At 37.8% G+C, this 15,486-nt stretch carries 15 protein-coding genes; 4 read left to right on the top strand and 11 right to left on the bottom strand.

Annotated features, from left to right (window positions below; genetic code table 11):
• The first annotated feature begins 4 nt into the window (after nt 1–4).
• The 3 genes from LVD15_RS24720 to LVD15_RS24710 all read left to right on the top strand — a co-directional run bounded on the left by LVD15_RS24720 (nt 5) and on the right by LVD15_RS24710 (nt 4,353).
• Nucleotides 5–1,474: a hybrid sensor histidine kinase/response regulator gene (locus tag LVD15_RS24720; protein ID WP_233777863.1), complete on the top strand. Its 1,470-nt coding sequence runs from the start codon at nt 5–7 to the stop codon at nt 1,472–1,474.
• 54 nt (nt 1,475–1,528) lie between these two features.
• On the top strand, nt 1,529–2,896 hold the full coding sequence (locus tag LVD15_RS24715) for an NAD-dependent succinate-semialdehyde dehydrogenase (protein WP_233777862.1): 1,368 nt from the start codon (nt 1,529–1,531) through the stop codon (nt 2,894–2,896).
• A gap of 137 nt (nt 2,897–3,033) precedes the next feature.
• Nucleotides 3,034–4,353, top strand: coding sequence for an IS1380 family transposase (locus LVD15_RS24710; RefSeq protein WP_233777861.1), 1,320 nt, complete (start codon nt 3,034–3,036; stop codon nt 4,351–4,353).
• Between the two features lie 69 nt (nt 4,354–4,422).
• Here the strand turns inward: LVD15_RS24710 and LVD15_RS24705 are convergent, their stop codons facing one another.
• The 5 genes from LVD15_RS24705 to apaG all read right to left on the bottom strand — a co-directional run bounded on the left by LVD15_RS24705 (nt 4,423) and on the right by apaG (nt 8,349).
• Nucleotides 4,423–4,671, bottom strand: a complete 249-nt coding sequence (locus LVD15_RS24705) for a DUF7218 family protein (RefSeq protein WP_233777860.1) — start codon at nt 4,669–4,671, stop codon at nt 4,423–4,425.
• Nucleotides 4,672–4,785: 114 nt separating this feature from the next.
• Nucleotides 4,786–5,586 (bottom strand): XRE family transcriptional regulator, encoded by an 801-nt coding sequence (locus LVD15_RS24700; protein ID WP_233777859.1) that lies wholly within the window; start codon nt 5,584–5,586, stop codon nt 4,786–4,788.
• Nucleotides 5,587–5,872: 286 nt separating this feature from the next.
• Nucleotides 5,873–7,078 carry a hypothetical protein gene (locus LVD15_RS24695; RefSeq protein ID WP_233777858.1) on the bottom strand — a complete coding sequence of 402 codons (1,206 nt, stop codon included), beginning with the start codon at nt 7,076–7,078 and terminating at the stop codon, nt 5,873–5,875.
• A 97-nt stretch (nt 7,079–7,175) separates the two neighbouring features.
• Complete coding sequence (locus LVD15_RS24690; RefSeq protein ID WP_233777857.1) at nt 7,176–7,958, bottom strand: O-methyltransferase; 783 nt, start codon at nt 7,956–7,958, stop codon at nt 7,176–7,178.
• A 4-nt stretch (nt 7,959–7,962) separates the two neighbouring features.
• Complete coding sequence (gene apaG / locus LVD15_RS24685) at nt 7,963–8,349, bottom strand: Co2+/Mg2+ efflux facilitator ApaG/CorD (RefSeq protein WP_233777856.1); 387 nt, start codon at nt 8,347–8,349, stop codon at nt 7,963–7,965.
• A gap of 83 nt (nt 8,350–8,432) precedes the next feature.
• Between apaG and ung the strand changes: the two genes are divergently transcribed.
• The gene (gene ung / locus LVD15_RS24680; protein ID WP_233777855.1) at nt 8,433–9,095 is read left to right on the top strand and encodes a uracil-DNA glycosylase; all 663 of its coding nucleotides are present in this window, start codon (nt 8,433–8,435) and stop codon (nt 9,093–9,095) included.
• Nucleotides 9,096–9,161: 66 nt separating this feature from the next.
• On the opposite strand, the gene lepB is transcribed toward ung, so the two are convergent.
• The 6 genes from lepB to yidC all read right to left on the bottom strand — a co-directional run bounded on the left by lepB (nt 9,162) and on the right by yidC (nt 15,478).
• Entirely contained in the window at nt 9,162–10,205 is a 1,044-nt protein-coding gene (lepB, locus tag LVD15_RS24675; RefSeq protein WP_233781007.1) for a signal peptidase I, read from the bottom strand.
• A 150-nt stretch (nt 10,206–10,355) separates the two neighbouring features.
• Nucleotides 10,356–11,072: a 4-hydroxy-tetrahydrodipicolinate reductase gene (gene dapB / locus LVD15_RS24670; protein WP_233777854.1), complete on the bottom strand. Its 717-nt coding sequence runs from the start codon at nt 11,070–11,072 to the stop codon at nt 10,356–10,358.
• Between the two features lies 1 nt (nt 11,073).
• Complete coding sequence (locus LVD15_RS24665; protein ID WP_233777853.1) at nt 11,074–11,682, bottom strand: DUF5683 domain-containing protein; 609 nt, start codon at nt 11,680–11,682, stop codon at nt 11,074–11,076.
• Nucleotides 11,683–12,585, bottom strand: a complete 903-nt coding sequence (locus LVD15_RS24660) for a ParB/RepB/Spo0J family partition protein (protein ID WP_233777852.1) — start codon at nt 12,583–12,585, stop codon at nt 11,683–11,685.
• Nucleotides 12,586–12,602: 17 nt separating this feature from the next.
• On the bottom strand, nt 12,603–13,373 hold the full coding sequence (locus LVD15_RS24655) for a ParA family protein (protein WP_233777851.1): 771 nt from the start codon (nt 13,371–13,373) through the stop codon (nt 12,603–12,605).
• A 254-nt stretch (nt 13,374–13,627) separates the two neighbouring features.
• Entirely contained in the window at nt 13,628–15,478 is a 1,851-nt protein-coding gene (gene yidC, locus LVD15_RS24650) for a membrane protein insertase YidC (RefSeq protein WP_233777850.1), read from the bottom strand.
• Between the last annotated feature and the right edge of the window lie 8 nt (nt 15,479–15,486).

Genomic DNA, 15,486 nt, shown 5'->3' with positions numbered 1-15,486 from the left:
AAGTATGGTGCAAAATAAAAGTAATATCATCGATGTTTTTCTAATTGATGATGATGAGGATGACTTTATCCTGGTAAAAGACTATCTGGATGAGCTCAATAGTATGACCTCATTTAATATCAGTTGGCAGCCAGATTATGATATTGCCTTAGAGGAAGTTTGTTCTAACAACTATAATATTTGCCTGGTAGATTATAGACTGGGTGAAAAAAACGGACTTGATTTTATAAAGGGGGTCAGATCTAAAGGCTGTGAAATCCCTCTAATTCTTTTAACTGGTCAGGGAGATAAAGAAATAGATTATGAGGCTATGAAGCTGGGAGCTTCTGACTACCTTATAAAAAGCGAAATCAATGCTAATACTCTGGGCAGAAGCATAAGATATGCCATCAATCATGCGCAATCTATAAAAGATCTGAATGCCAACGAGGCTAAATACAGGTCGCTTTTTGAGAGATCAGTAGATTCTATTTATATGATCAACAAAGAGCATCTTTTTATAGATGTAAATCAAAGCATGGAAAAGTTGCTGGGATATGCCAAAGGAGAAATCCTGCAAATGACCATGAAGGAGCTTTTCGCCAGTGAGGAATCTTATCAGTACTTCTACCATATGCTCACTAAAAACGGGCAGGTAAAAGATTTTGAAATCACCCTGGTGAAAAAGGATGATGAAAAGGTAGAATGTTTGGTAAATGGCATTGCCTTAGCTGATGATGATGGCGTAATCTATGGTTATCAAGGCATTATTCATGACCTTACCTTGCGCAAGCGAGCGGAAGAAGACCTATTGGTGGCAGAGAAATTAGCTATGACCGGGCAAATAGCCCGAAGCATGGCTCATGAAGTGAGAAACCCGCTCACTAACCTTAATTTAGCACTGGAGCAGCTGAGAGATGAGGTAGAAGATCAGGAAGAAGATACCGGCCTATATTTTGACATCATAAGAAGAAATGCAGATAGAATAGAGCAGCTCATTACTGAAATGCTCAAATCTTCTAAACCTAAGCAGCTAAACCCTGAAGTAGGTAGCCTGAATGATGTGATCAATGAAACGCTCAACATCACTTCTGACAGAATAAAATTAAGAGGTATAAGGTTGGTAAGAAAGCTGGAGCCAGAGCTGCCAAAAATCTCTTTTGACAAAGAACAGCTTAAAACGGCCTTTTTAAATATAATTATCAATGCTATCGAAGCCATGGAAGTAGATCATGGTATACTCAAAATTGATAGCCATAGAGATGAAGGCGCAGTAGTAATCTCGATTGCTGATAATGGTAAGGGTATTCCCCCTGATCAGATTAAGAAACTTTTTGATCCCTTTTTTACAGGCAAAAAGGGCGGTATGGGTCTTGGTCTTACTTCTACTCAAAATATTATAAATAGCCATGGCGCTAAAATTACAGTAGATAGTGAAGTAGGGCAGGGAACTATCTTTAGAATTATTTTTCCTCTGCATACGCTAATGGACTAGCGGGCATAGGCTTTGCATATGTAGTAGCGTAAGAATAATAAAAATCCAATAGTTATGAGTATGCAAGTTATAAATCCGGCAAATGGAGAGAAATTAAAGTCTTATGATGAGATCTCTCCTGAAAAAGCGGAAAATATTATAGATGATGTTCATGAGGCTTGGCTGTCGTGGAAGGAGACCTCCTTTGAGCACAGAGCAGGCCTTATGAAAGAAGCTGCACGCATTTTAAGAGATGAGAAGGAGCAGTGGGGTCAGCTCATGACCGATGAGATGGGCAAGCTTAAAAAGGACGGAATAGCTGAAGCTGAAAAGTGTGCCTGGGTTTGTGAATATTATGCTGAAAATGCTGAAAAATTTCTACAACGGGAACCTGTCTCAACGGATGCGTCTAATAGTTTTGTTTCCTTTCAGCCGATAGGAATTGTATTGGCTGTGATGCCCTGGAATTTTCCTTTCTGGCAAGTTTGGAGGTTTGCCGCACCAGCTTTAATGGCTGGTAATGCAGGAGTGCTAAAGCACGCTTCTAATGTGCCTGGCTGTGCGATGGCCATAGAAGAGATATTGATGAGAGCGGACTTTCCAGAAAATATATTCAAAACATTGCTAATCGGTTCATCTGGCGTAAACAAGATCATTGAACATAAAAAGGTAAAAGCAGTAACCCTAACAGGAAGTACGCCTGCAGGTAAATCTGTAGCAGTTAAAGCAGGAGAGGAGCTTAAGAAAACAGTGCTGGAGCTGGGCGGTAGTGATCCTTATGTAGTGCTGGAAGATGCTGATGTAGAGCTAGCTGCTGATACTTGTGTAAATAGCCGCTTGATTAATGCAGGGCAAAGTTGTATTGCCGCCAAAAGGTTTATTGTTAACACTAAAATCAAATCTGAGTTTGAAGCTTTAGTGGTGGAGAAAATGGAAGCCCGTGTATTGGGTGATCCTAATGAAGAAACTACTACGCTAGGTCCTATGGCTAGAGAGGATCTTAGAGACGAGTTACATGACCAGGTGGTGAGAAGTGTAAAAGCAGGAGCCAAGTGCCTTACAGGAGGCACTGTACCTTCAGGAGAGGGAGCTTTCTATCCTGCTACAGTATTGAGTGATGTAAAGGCAGGTACGCCTGCTTATAGCGAAGAAATGTTTGGCCCTGTGGCATCTATTATAGAAGCCAAAGATGATGAAGATGCCATTCGTATAGCTAATGATACAGTGTTTGGATTGGGAGCAGCTGTATTCACCAAAGATGAGGCTAAAGGCCAACGCATAGCGGAAGAGGAGTTACAGGCAGGAGCTTGCTTTGTTAACTCACTGGTAAAGTCAGATCCTAGATTGCCCTTTGGAGGTATTAATGAAAGTGGTTATGGCAGAGAGTTAGGCCCTTTCGGAATAAAAGAATTTGTAAATATTAAGGCAGTGTATGTGAAATAGAGATAATCTATTATGTTTGCCATAGATTTTTCTCTTGCCATTAAACCCTGATTATGCATTAGAAAACTAAAAGTTTAGAAAATCCTTCGATAATTGTGTAAAAAGATCGATTTTGATGAGGTATAAAAATCACCAGAATGGTTACTCAAAATATAGGGTCTTTACCCATTGAATATTCCTCAAAGCCAGTGACACCCTTTGGAGGGATGAGTTTAATGAAACGATTTATCGATCAGGTAGGGATACGAGAAAAATTAGCCGAAATGGCACTTCCATCTCCTGGTTCTAACCGAGGATATGACCCCAAGCAAATCGTAGAGAGTTTTTGGCTGAGTATCTGGACAGGGGCTAGTAGATACATCCATTGTGACTGGTTGAGATATGATACTGTTTTACAGTCAATTTTTGGCTGGGATGGTATGCCTAGCCAAAGTACCTACAGTCGTTTTTTTGGAAAATTCTCTCAATCCCTAAACAACGAAGTATTTCCAGAGCTTCAACAATGGTTCTTTGACCAGCTCCATTTAGGAGCACTCACCATTGATTTTGATAGTACTGTGATCACTCGATATGGAGATCAACAAGGGAGTAGTAAAGGTTATAACCCCAACAAAAGAGGGAGAAATTCACATCATCCTTTGATGGCCTTTGTGAGTCAAACCAGAATGGTGGCCAATGCATGGCTCAGGCCAGGCAACACAGCGGCCAGTAGTAGTTGCAGGGAGTTCATGGAAGAAACCTTTAAGCACGCCTTGGCAGGACAAAAAGTAGGTCTGGTAAGGGCCGATAGTGGTTTTTACAACGAAGAAATCATGTCATATCTAGATGAAGAACTCATCAATTACATTATGGCTGTACGCATGTATCCCAATGTAAAAAGCGAAGTTTGGGGACTTAAAGATTGGGTCAGACTGGCAAAGGGAATAGAGCTGAACGAGATGGTTTTCAGTCATAAAAACGGTAAGCCAAGACGATATATTATTGTAAAAAAGCAAGTTGACATCAGGCCACATGCAGGAGGCAAGGAACTTTTTGAAGATGAGCCTGGCTATCGGTATAGTTGCTATGTGACCAATATGGATTTACCTCTGGATCAGATTTGGAACATGTACAACACCCGCGCTGATTGTGAGAACAGAATTAAGGAATTGAAACAAGATTTTGGGCTTGAAAATTTTTGTTTACAAGATTTTTGGGCAACAGAAGCCTCTTTCCGCTTTATCATGGTGGCTTACAATTTGATGAGTTTATTCAGGCATTTTGCGTTGAACCATCATCGAAAAGCAACCCTGTCAACCCTCAGATCCTATTGCTTTGCATTAGGAGCCTGGACAGCAAACCATGCTAATAAAAAGGTTTTAAAAATCTCATTACCCTCCAAAAGAAGACCCTGGATGGAGGGAATATTCTTGAACATATCGTCTACTAGTCCTCCTTTTGATTATTCTAATGAATAATCCGGGTTAAACGATTGTCGTTTAATAAAAACAAAGCCAGCAATTTTTGCTGGCTTTGTTTTTATATTCTTAGTGGTTTCTTAAGGCTGTGATTAGCTCAATTTTATTCATTTTACTTCTGCCTTCTATGTCTATTTTCTGGGCCTGCTTCATAAGGTCATCCTTAGTTCTTTCCTCATAAGGTTTTGCCTTGCCTCCCTTTTTCCCAGAGTCAGGTGTATTAGCAATTCGGGCAGCTTTTTCTTTGCTTAAACCCTTTTTTCTTAATTCTTCGTATTGCTCGTCGTTTTTTATAGACGATCCATGATCCTTTGCCATAACAGTTTAATCATTTGGTTATGGCTTATTAGTTTAAAAAATTGTGCCAGTAATTAAAGTAGCTTCTGGCTAAAAAAAATAAAGAGTAATAAATTAAAATTGTGGAATAAAAGGTCAGTCTCGTGGAGTATCGGTGAGTTTTCTTACTTCCCTTCTAAGTGTTTCTAAATTATTCTCTAGCTTTTCTATTCTTTTAGCGTCTACCAGTCCTGATTCTACAAAAACAGTGGTAATCTTGGCCTCTATTTTCCATATTTCCAGCACTTTTTTATCCTGAATGCTGTAAGTTTTGAATTTACTATTATCACTTTTAAGGATAAAAAGCTGATTATCATTTTCATAAAAGTAAACTCGTTTTGCTACAATGCCTTCTTTGGTCACTATAACACACAAGGTGCCGTTTTCTATTGTTTCCCTGTTTTCAATGTGTGAGCATATCACAATCTCTCTGGGAAAAATAGTGGGCGTCATGCTTTCTCCTTCTATTTCAAACAGGCGGTAATTCCCGTTCTGGTACCCTGGTATCTTATAAACATCCAAGGTTTGAAGGTAGGAGGGATCATCATATCCGTTAATATATCCGGCATGAGCCTCCTCTTTTACAAAAGGAACTATGCTTTGACCATCATATACCAATTGAATGGATACTTTCTCGCTTTTTCTTACTTCTTCATACGCTTCTTCTTCGTCTTGCTGAAAAATATCTCCAGTTCCGTTTACTAACCAGTTGCAATTCACTTGTAACTCATTACTTATACTCCGAAGAGTTTCTAAGGATATCTGAGATTTGCCGTTCTCAATCTGAGATAAGGCTCCTTGTGAAATATTTATTTTCTCAGCAAACTTCACCTGAGACATCTGAAGAAGTTCTCTAAGCATGGTCACCCTTTGAGGTCTCAATTTGCTATCTCTCATAGAATATTAATTAAATAATAATTAAAAATTATTATTAAAGTTGTAATAGTAGTAACAATTTAATATATTGCTAGATAATTATCTAGCCTTAGTCTATTTAGTTTTTAAAAATGTTTGAAAGGTAGCCATTCTAAAACTAAAAAGAGCAACGAAATTCCCTTTATCTGCGAAGGAATAAAGGTTTTTGGCTTTTATTCCACGCTACCGATTAATAATCAAATCTTACTTAGTCGAATTACATTTCATTGGCTATTCATTTAGTTTCTCATAGAGGATTTATAGCTGATTAATCGTGTGCGTTTAATAAATCATAAAATTCACCAGCTGCTTCATCTAACTTAGCTAAGCGCTGTTTAAAGGTTTTCTTGTGTAGTTTCCCGTAGGTGGTATAAATGGAATGGGGGTATTTAGAAAACGCTGCATCAATACTTTCATCCGTAAATGTAGATTGCAATTTTTCGGCCGTTTCTATAAAATCTGCTTTGCTCATCTGAGCCAGCAGTTTCAAATCTAATTCTTTAGAGTTTCTTATTAGTCCGGAAATATCTTCATATTCTGGAGTAAAGGATTGAAACTTGTTGTTGATCTGCAAGGCCACTTTATTCAATAGCCCATCATTAAAATTATAAAAAGCCATATCCCTATCAGTGGCTATTGGTTTAGCAATAATTTTATTGTCTCGATTATAAACAGCCCAGTCCCATTGCCCTTCATGCCTGTCCCAGTCATTAATGAGCATATCAAATAAGCGGCATTTCAAATAATTACGGGTGTCTATCTCTATTTTTGAGCTTTGCCACTCAGGAATTAGCTCATCAGAATCTATTATTCTTATGGCATTGTTAAAATTTTTGAGGTTTACCCACTCTCTACCGGGTTCTTCTTCCATAATTACTACCCTGCCTGACATGTTGAGTTGAAATTCCTCATTCCAACTGCTGTCATAAGGCACAAAGTACATGATTGGAGTAGTATGTAGGATATCTGCAGTTTTTTCAAGAGAAGCCGTTATAATGGCTCCAAAGGGATTGAGAGCTGCCGTCTGATCTCTAAATAGTGGGCGAGCCAGGGAATATTGTAAAATAGGAGGTAAGGCCTTTGATTGGTCTTTATCTACTGATCTTAAGGTGTAGGCACGTCCGCTTTTGCTCATTACATCAGCGCTAATCGTTTGCTGGCCACCACCAATTTTTTCAAATTGTAGTCCGCCTTTTAAGGTGTCAATATCTAATACTGGTAGGGTAAATTCAGTATGCCAGATGTCACGGTAATGCTCTCCAAGAAAATACGTAGCCAGACTGCCACGGTCATAATAATCGGATATAGATACGGTCACAGAATCCCCCAGCTGAGAGATTGTGTATTTCTGCTTTGCCTTTTCAAGTCGTTCTTCATTTGAGAACGCTGCCTTTTCACGGTTGTTGAAAATATTAGGTACTACAAAGAATAGAATTAATAAAGCAATGAATATTAGGCTAATTCTGCCTGACATCTTTTTCATATTTATGTTCCGAATTTATAACCCTTATGGTTAGCAAGCCTAAAGATAACAGGTAGCATTACGATATGTTATTTTAAATGATGCCTTTTCAGAATTGTAAAATATAATGCTGTTTTTTGATGCCTTTTTTGAAAAAGATAAGACCAAATTGAAAGACATCCATCGAAAGGCTAACATCAGGGTGATGTTTTATTTCTTCCCAGGCGGTTTCCATTTCTGCAGACCAGTGTATATCATCAAAAACAAAGCAAGAGTCTTCATGGGCATGATCTAATACCGTATGGAAATACTGAAGGGTAGGGGCTGTTTTGTGATTCGCATCAAAAAAAGCCAGGTCTACTTTATCAGGTAAATTAGGCTCTAAGGTGTTGTCAATATTGCCTGTTACTATTTTGATATTATCAGCTTTATGCTCATTAAATAGCTTTTGAGCTCTTTGTGCTAATGCTGTGGCTCCTTCAAAGGTGGTTACCGTTCCATTGGCACAAGCGTAGCTCAGGTAAAGTGTGTTGATGCCTATGGAGGTGCCAAGCTCAACTACTTGCTGAGCGTTTATAAAGCGGCAAATTTTGTAAAGTAATTGAGAGTATTTAGCTCTGGTAATGCCATTGGTGGCAATTTGAGCTAGTTTTCTGGTTCCTGATTTGGCTACGGTAGATCCGGCTCCAAAATCAGTTACTTTTATTTCTTCTTTACTTTGTTGAAATTCTTTTTGTGCTTTTTTAATTGCCTTAAAGCACTCGGGCTGATCTCTGTTTTGAAAAACACTGGTGTATAAAGAGAAAACAAAAGGAGGATGTAATGAATGCTTGTCTTCAGCTTTTAACCAATACCACAAAAAACTTTTTAATTGCTGAATTTTTTGTTGCACTCCATTAATTAAGTTTAAATGGAGCTACCATATGAAATTGAGGAATGGATACTTCGAACCTATGCCCATCTACAATTCTTTCCATTATAAAAACGCCATACATCTTACCTATACCTGATTTTAAATTGCATCCGGATACATATTGGTGCTGTTGACCAGGCTCCATAATAGGCTGCTGGCCTACTACCCCTTCTCCCTGAACTTCGCGGTTAGCATAGCCTGCATCACTAATGTGCCAATGCCTGCTGAGTAACTGTATGGTATTCTCATTTTGATTTTCGATAGTTACTCTATAAGTGAAAACATAGTGATATTGACTGGGGCTTGAGTAGCCGGGCTGGTACTCAGCCTCTACACTTACTTTTATCCCCTGAGTTATTTCTGTTACCATAGAGCACTAAATTTTCTTAATTAAACGAAAATGAAATATAAGAAGTTTTAAATTTAAAACTGAATTAAAATTAAAGGAAGCGAATGGAAGTAAAAATTGCAGATTCATGGAAAAATAAATTAACTAATGAGTTTGAGAAGACTTATTTTCAAAATTTAGTGAAATTTGTTAAGTCAGAGTATCAGCAATACACCATATACCCTCCGGGAAAAGAAATATTTAATGCTTTTGATTATTGTAGTTTTGATGAAACCCGAGTAGTGATAATAGGGCAAGACCCTTATCATGGCCCGGATCAGGCTAATGGTTTATGCTTTTCTGTAAGAGACGGGATAAGAAAGCCTCCTTCATTACTCAATATATTCAAAGAGATTAAGTCCGAGTTAGGTAAAGAAATACCAGAATCAGGTAATTTGGAAAGATGGGCCGAGCAGGGAGTTTTGCTTCTTAATGCTACCCTTACCGTTAGGGCTAATACGGCAGGATCTCACCAGAAAAAGGGCTGGGAAGAATTTACTGATGCTGTAATTAAAACTATTTCTGATGAAAAGGAGGGAGTAGTATTTCTTCTGTGGGGTGCTTATGCACAAAAGAAAGGAAGTATAATAGATGCCGATAAGCATTATGTGCTTAAATCTGCTCATCCGTCACCATTTGCTGCTGACAGGGGCTTTTTTGGTAATGATCATTTTATTAAGACTAATGAATACCTGCAAAAGCAGGGGAAGCCGACCATCAATTGGTAGCTTATAGATAAAAAAGGCCTGATGATAGTGAAATCATCAGGCCTTTTTCATGGTTTTAATGTGCTTTTATCTGATCAGGTTAAAGAATCTTTCCCATCTTACTTTACTAAATCCGCTTTTGTTAGCATTTAGAGAAAGCCAGATAAAGAAACCTTTACCTACAATATGATCAGCGGGTACAAATCCCCAATATCTAGAGTCTAATGAATTATGACGGTTATCTCCCATCATAAAGTAGTAGTCCTGATTGAAAGTGTACTTAGTTACTTCTTTGCCATCAATATAAAGTTTTCCGCCTTTTATTTCCGCATTTTCCGTATGATCATAAAGGGTGATTACATCTCCATAGATCAGTAGGTTTTTCTCATTGATATCAATAGTAGCCCCTTCAGCAGGTATAGTTAAAGGACCATACCAGTCTCCATTCCAAGGGAAAAGCTCTTTGTCTTTAGGGAATATTTGTGGATCCCAATCGCCTTGACCATAGTGAGGATATTCTTTAACATCAGTTATAAAACTCAGCTTCTTTAGCTCCTCTACCTGGTCAGAGGTAAGGAACATCTTGTATAAGGTACCTTCATTGTTTTCATACCCTACTACATCAAGATTATACTGATCTATAATTCGGTTACTAATACCATTTTTAGAATATACCAGGTAGTCATACTGCATCTCTTCAGGGTTATCCATAGGAGTGCCGTTTATTATTACCTGCTTGTCTTCTATTTTTAATACATCACCAGGTGTTCCTACACATCTTTTAATGTAATTGGTTTTAAGGTCTACAGGGTAGTCAATACCATCATTGAGCGAGATAGGAGGTACGTTAAATACTACTACATCGCCTCTTTTTACATGAGAAATTCCCGGTAGTCGGTATTGAGGTAGTTGGATCCAATCAAGATATGAAGGGATGTCAGTACCCCATATTTTTTGATGAGTCAAAGGCATTTGTAGGGGAGTGGCCGGCGTACGTGTACCATAGTGAAACTTACTCACAAAAAGGAAATCACCCACTAATAGTGATTTTTCCATAGAAGGAGTAGGTATGGTAAAGGCTTCCATAAATATCCACCTGATCAAAGTAGCTGCTATTACGGCAAATACTATGGCATCAAGCCATTCCCTGGCTTTAGTCTTTTTCTTTTTTTCTTCTTTTTTTTTGCCAGAATTTCCAGTTCATTCTTTTAGAGTGTTTTTATTACTATATGTAATAGTATAGTTTGGGGCTAAAAGCTTACAGTGTAGTATTAATTTATTTTAGATATCAAGAAAGTCATCCATAGTAAGGACTCCTTTTTTATCTTTTACCCACTCTGCAACTAACACAGCTCCCAAAGCGAAACCTTCTCTAGAGTGCGCTGTATGCTTTATTTCGATATTGTCTATGGCAGACTTATAGGTTACGGTATGTGTACCAGGAACTTTATCTTTTCTGATAGAGTCTATTTTTACTTCATTGTCATTTTCTGACTGATCTAGTGTCCAGGCTTTAACCTTATCGTTATTGGCTATTATACCTTCAGCAATAGAGATAGCTGTACCGCTAGGGATATCTTTTTTCTCTGTATGGTGGATCTCCTCTATAGAAACGTTATACTCGTTATATTCTTCCATGAGCTCCGCTAAGTATTCATTTACCTTAAAGAATATATTTACGCCTATGCTGTAGTTAGAGGCGTAAAAGAAGGTTCCTTTATTGCTTTCGCAAAGCCTTTCAATCTCAGGCTTACTGTCTAACCAGCCAGTGGTTCCACAGATTACAGGTATGTCATTTTCAAGGCAATACTCCAAGTTATCATAGGCAGCACTAGGTTGACTAAACTCAATGGCAACATCAGTATTGGAGCCGTTGTAGTCTTCTAGGTCGGCTATGTTGTCATCGTTAATTTTTCCTACTATTTCGTGGCCTTTTTTAACAGCTATTGCTTCAATAGCTTTGCCCATTTTACCATAACCTAATAAAAGGATTTTCATGTCAAAATTTTAGTTTTAATGATAGCCCTGCATTGTAACCAAAATATTGTGAATTTTCAAATGAGGGCTCCAAAGATACTTTTAGTTGTGGGTTTAAATCGAACTCTTTGAGGTGAGCATCAATATGTGCATCTGCAATTTGTAGTAAATATAGCACACCAGTCATAATGAGGTAAAAGTCACGTTCTCTTCTGGCGTTATCTATATTACTTCTGATAGTGGTTTCACTGCCGTAAATGGAGTTATAGTTACTATCATTGAGTACTCTGAAAAGCTCTTCTCTTTGATCCTGGTATAAACCATCATAATAATGTACGGCATAACCAAGAGCAATAAAACCCCCGTACACGAAGGGGAGCTTCCAGTATTTCTTATTGTAAATTTGCCCGGCACCGGGAAGCACAGCAGCGTATAAAGAGGCTTTTCTGGGTACAAATCTATCGGCATAGGTGTCTATTTCCTCAATATGAGCGTTGTTGTTACCTATTAAAATCTCCTGCTGTTCATCACTACGTGTAGTATCTTGTGAGGCGGAAGGAGGTGTTATTTGTGCCTGGCAGGTTACACCAAAAAAAGCAATTAACACTGTACTTAGAAAGAAATTCTTCATTTATACTTCTAAAATATCCAGAATGCGGTTCAGATCATCTACGGATACAAAAGGTATTTTTATTTCTCCTTTGTTACCGTCTGATTTCACCTTTACTCTGGTGCCAAAATGTGAAGTTAATTTTGATTGAAGTTGAACAATTTCCTTGCCATTTTCAGGCTCTTCCTTAGTTTCCTTATTTTTTGTTTTGCCTGATAATGATTGCCTTACAAGCTCTTCCACTTTTCTTACAGAAAGATCTTCATTAATTATCTTTTTGAAGATATCTAGCTGTAAATCTACGTTTTCGATGGTGATAAGCGCTCTGGCATGCCCCATAGAGATTCTTTTATCTCTTAGTGCAGCCTGAATATCTGGCGGAAGCTTAAGTAAGCGCAGGTAGTTATTTACAGTGGTTCTGTTTTTACCTACTCTGTCTCCTAGTTGCTCTTGCTTTAATTCACATTCTGTAAGCAGCCTTTGGTAACTCAAAGCAATTTCTATTGCATTGAGGTTTTCTCTCTGAATATTTTCTATCAGAGCCATTTCCAGCATTTGCTGGTCGTCAGCTGTTCTTACGTAAGCCGGTATTTTTCCCAAGCCAGCTAGTTTAGAGGCCTGGAAACGTCTTTCTCCACTTATAAGTTGGTACTTATCAGTAGATAGTTTTCTTACCGTTATGGGTTGAATAATGCCTTGAACTTTTATTGATTCAGATAGCTCTTCCAGGGCTGTCTGGTCAAAGTGGGTTCTTGGCTGAAATGGGTTGGTTTCTATAAAATCAATATTGATCTCATTGATCGACCCTACATTTGAGGGGCTGTCAAAAGATGTTTCTTTACCCTCTCTGGCCGGAGAATCTTCTAATAATGCTCCTAACCCTCTACCTAATCCGTTTCTTTTTTTCATTGGTTTTTTTGCCATACCCGGTTCCTTATTTATTAGATCGCGCCATTTTTACTCAGGATCTCCTTAGCAAGATTGAGGTAGCTGATAGCTCCTTTACTTTCTGCATCATGCGCTATGGCAGGCACACCGAAGCTGGGAGATTCACTAAGTTTGATGTTTCTTGGTATTATGGTATCAAACACAATTTTCTTGAAATGAGTTTTCACTTCATCTACTACTTGGTTAGATAATCTCAATCTTACATCATACATGGTAAGCAGGATGCCTTCAATTTCTAAATCAGGGTTAAGCCTGGTCTGTATAATTTTGATTGTGTTCAGGAGTTTACCAAGTCCTTCCAGGGCGAAATACTCGCACTGTACAGGTATGATGACAGAATCTGAAGCAGTGAGCGCATTAATAGTGATAAGACCCAGGGAAGGAGAGCAGTCTATGACAATGAAATCATATTCTTCTTTCACTTCTTTAAGTGCATCTTTCATGCGTTCTTCTCTTCTGTCTATGCTTACCATTTCCACTTCAGCACCTACAAGGTCTATGTGTGACGGTAATATATCCAGATATTTAAGCTCAGTTTCGCTGATAGCTTCTTTTACATCGATATTGTCAACCATGCACTCGTAAATACTTACTTCTACATCCTTAGGGTTTAAGCCTACCCCAGAGGTAGAGTTGGCCTGAGGATCTGCATCAATTACAAGGGTTTTGTACTCTAATGCAGCTAAACTAGCAGCAAGATTTATAGCAGAGGTGGTTTTTCCTACTCCACCTTTTTGGTTTGCAATGGCAATTACTTTACTCATTAATAGCTTCTAAATTAAAAAATTTAACCAATCTATGATCGTTTAGCCAGGTCAGCTCGATAAATAAGTATGGCTGACGAATCCTAAACGGAATGAGGTTAATTGCTATATATAATGATGTAAACTATATAGTAATTAACTTTTACATTCAGCTTCTGACTTAGACGTAATCAGGAGTACAAAGATATAAGTTTAATTGAATTATGTAAGTCCAACGCCATCCGTCTGAAAAAGAAATAAAAAAAGGCTCTTGATTATAAGAGCCTTAATGTATTTTTGAAAATTTTTATTTTTTTCTTTTTTGGTTTCTGTTGCTGCTGTTGGCTGGCTTTCATAGCCTCTTCCAACCTGAGCTTAAACTTAGATTTTTTCTTATTGGCATTGCGTTTTTTGTTTTCATCCATGATTACTCTGATCTTATCTTCATCTACAAACTTTCTAATGATAGCCTGTTGAGCAAATGTTACCAAGTTAGATACAAAATAATAAAAACTTAATGCTGCCGGATAAGAGTTTAGCACAAATAAGAAGATGATAGGCATGAAATAAGAAACTGATTTCATAGGCCCTTGTACTGAGCTTACTTGCTGGTTAGACCATGTGTAAAGTATAGTAGACATAGTCATTAAAAGCACAAATAAACTTACATGATCACCATAAAATGGTATTTCAAATGGAAGGTGGAAGATACTGTCATAAGTAGACAAATCTTCAGCCCATAAGAAGCTCTTTCCTCTTAGCTCAATAGATTGAGGGAAGAAGGTGAACATAGCAAACAAGATAGGCATTTGAAGCAGCATAGGGATACAGCCACTAAGAGGGCTTACACCTACTTTAGAATAAAGCTTCATTTGCTCTTGCTGAGCTTTAGTCATGTCATCTCCGTGCTTTTCTTTTATCTCATCAAGCTCAGGCTTAAGTACTTTCATTTTAGCCATAGAAAGGTATGACTTGTATGAAAGTGGAGATAATACCAGCTTAATAAGCAACACCATGATGATGATGATGATACCATAATTACTGATAAAGCTACTTAATAGATCAAACAGAGGTATAATTACAAATCTGTTAATCCATTTCATAGGAGGCCATCCTAAATAAAGGTTACTCTCAAAGTCAGGAGTAACATTTTTTAGAATATGAAAATCATTTGGTCCAAAGTAATATGAAAAGTCACCTTTGCCCTTTTCCAAATCAGCGATTGGTATGGTGGTAGTAACATTGGCATTTTTCACTTTAGATGTATCTTGCTCCGTAAAAGAGGTTTGTAGCTTAGCCGTACTGAAGTGATTTTTAGCGATAATAGCTGATACAAAGAACCTTTGTTTAATAGCAATCCATTTTACTGGTTCTTGAATCTCTTCAGTTTGTGTGCCACTGCTTCGGGCATTTAACTCGTCAAAATCTTCACTACCTAAATAATAGTTGATGTTAGTGTTAGTTCTACTAAGTTTTAAGTCTTTCTCTTGTGTTTTTAGGTCATCATCCCAAACGTAAGTAAGCTGACCATTTTGCTGAGAAAGGCCTTTTAACTCCATGTGATATTTCACCTGATATGAATCAGGGCCTAAGGAGTAAATATGTTGTATTGATTTTCCTCCTCCCAGGTTTAAACTATAAGTTACTATAGTAGTATCTCCATTAGAGCTGGTAGAAGGGGTATAGTATAAAGTATTTAAGTCAATATTTCTACCATTGTCATTGTACAATAGAGAGAAGTTGTTGCTTTCTTCATCCAATAAAATGAGAGGCTCATGGTAATAGGTCTCAAAATTTTTGAGTTCTACTTTTGATATTTTACCTCCTTTGCTTGATAAGTCTACCTTGATATTTTCGTTTTCAAGGGTAAATATTTTATCAGCCCCGGTAGCTCCTGCAGCAAATATTCCGTATTGCTGCTGGTGTTTGAGGTTGGTTAAAGAATCACTTTCTTCTATAGTTGAAACGGTGTCGCTTTCTATTTCACTTTCAGCAGGTCCTTTCACTACTAACGAGTCACTCGGAAATTGCTCATTGCTCGGCTTTGGATCCGGGGCGAAAAAATAAAAATAGCCCATTAGCAATAAGGCAATTAATATCAAACCTGTTGCTTGATTTCTATCCATTTTTTACT

This window comes from Fulvivirga maritima (assembly GCF_021389955.1).
In the GTDB taxonomy this organism is placed as follows: Bacteria; Bacteroidota; Bacteroidia; order Cytophagales; family Cyclobacteriaceae; genus Fulvivirga; species Fulvivirga maritima.
This window is presented reverse-complemented; position numbering and strand designations above follow the sequence as displayed.

What these genes read in the sequence shown, in the direction of transcription:
- LVD15_RS24715 (WP_233777862.1), top strand. Translation starts at nt 1,529, where the DNA reads ATGAGTATGCAAGTTATAAATCCGGCAAATGGAGAGAAATTAAAGTCT.
- LVD15_RS24695 (WP_233777858.1), bottom strand. Translation starts at nt 7,078, where the DNA reads ATGTCAGGCAGAATTAGCCTAATATTCATTGCTTTATTAATTCTATTC.
- LVD15_RS24665 (WP_233777853.1), bottom strand. Translation starts at nt 11,682, where the DNA reads ATGAAGAATTTCTTTCTAAGTACAGTGTTAATTGCTTTTTTTGGTGTA.
- LVD15_RS24660 (WP_233777852.1), bottom strand. Translation starts at nt 12,585, where the DNA reads ATGGCAAAAAAACCAATGAAAAAAAGAAACGGATTAGGTAGAGGGTTA.
- LVD15_RS24700 (WP_233777859.1), bottom strand. Translation starts at nt 5,586, where the DNA reads ATGAGAGATAGCAAATTGAGACCTCAAAGGGTGACCATGCTTAGAGAA.
- LVD15_RS24705 (WP_233777860.1), bottom strand. Translation starts at nt 4,671, where the DNA reads ATGGCAAAGGATCATGGATCGTCTATAAAAAACGACGAGCAATACGAA.
- apaG (WP_233777856.1), bottom strand. Translation starts at nt 8,349, where the DNA reads ATGGTAACAGAAATAACTCAGGGGATAAAAGTAAGTGTAGAGGCTGAG.
- ung (WP_233777855.1), top strand. Translation starts at nt 8,433, where the DNA reads ATGGAAGTAAAAATTGCAGATTCATGGAAAAATAAATTAACTAATGAG.
- LVD15_RS24655 (WP_233777851.1), bottom strand. Translation starts at nt 13,373, where the DNA reads ATGAGTAAAGTAATTGCCATTGCAAACCAAAAAGGTGGAGTAGGAAAA.
- yidC (WP_233777850.1), bottom strand. Translation starts at nt 15,478, where the DNA reads ATGGATAGAAATCAAGCAACAGGTTTGATATTAATTGCCTTATTGCTA.
- LVD15_RS24720 (WP_233777863.1), top strand. Translation starts at nt 5, where the DNA reads ATGGTGCAAAATAAAAGTAATATCATCGATGTTTTTCTAATTGATGAT.
- LVD15_RS24710 (WP_233777861.1), top strand. Translation starts at nt 3,034, where the DNA reads ATGGTTACTCAAAATATAGGGTCTTTACCCATTGAATATTCCTCAAAG.
- dapB (WP_233777854.1), bottom strand. Translation starts at nt 11,072, where the DNA reads ATGAAAATCCTTTTATTAGGTTATGGTAAAATGGGCAAAGCTATTGAA.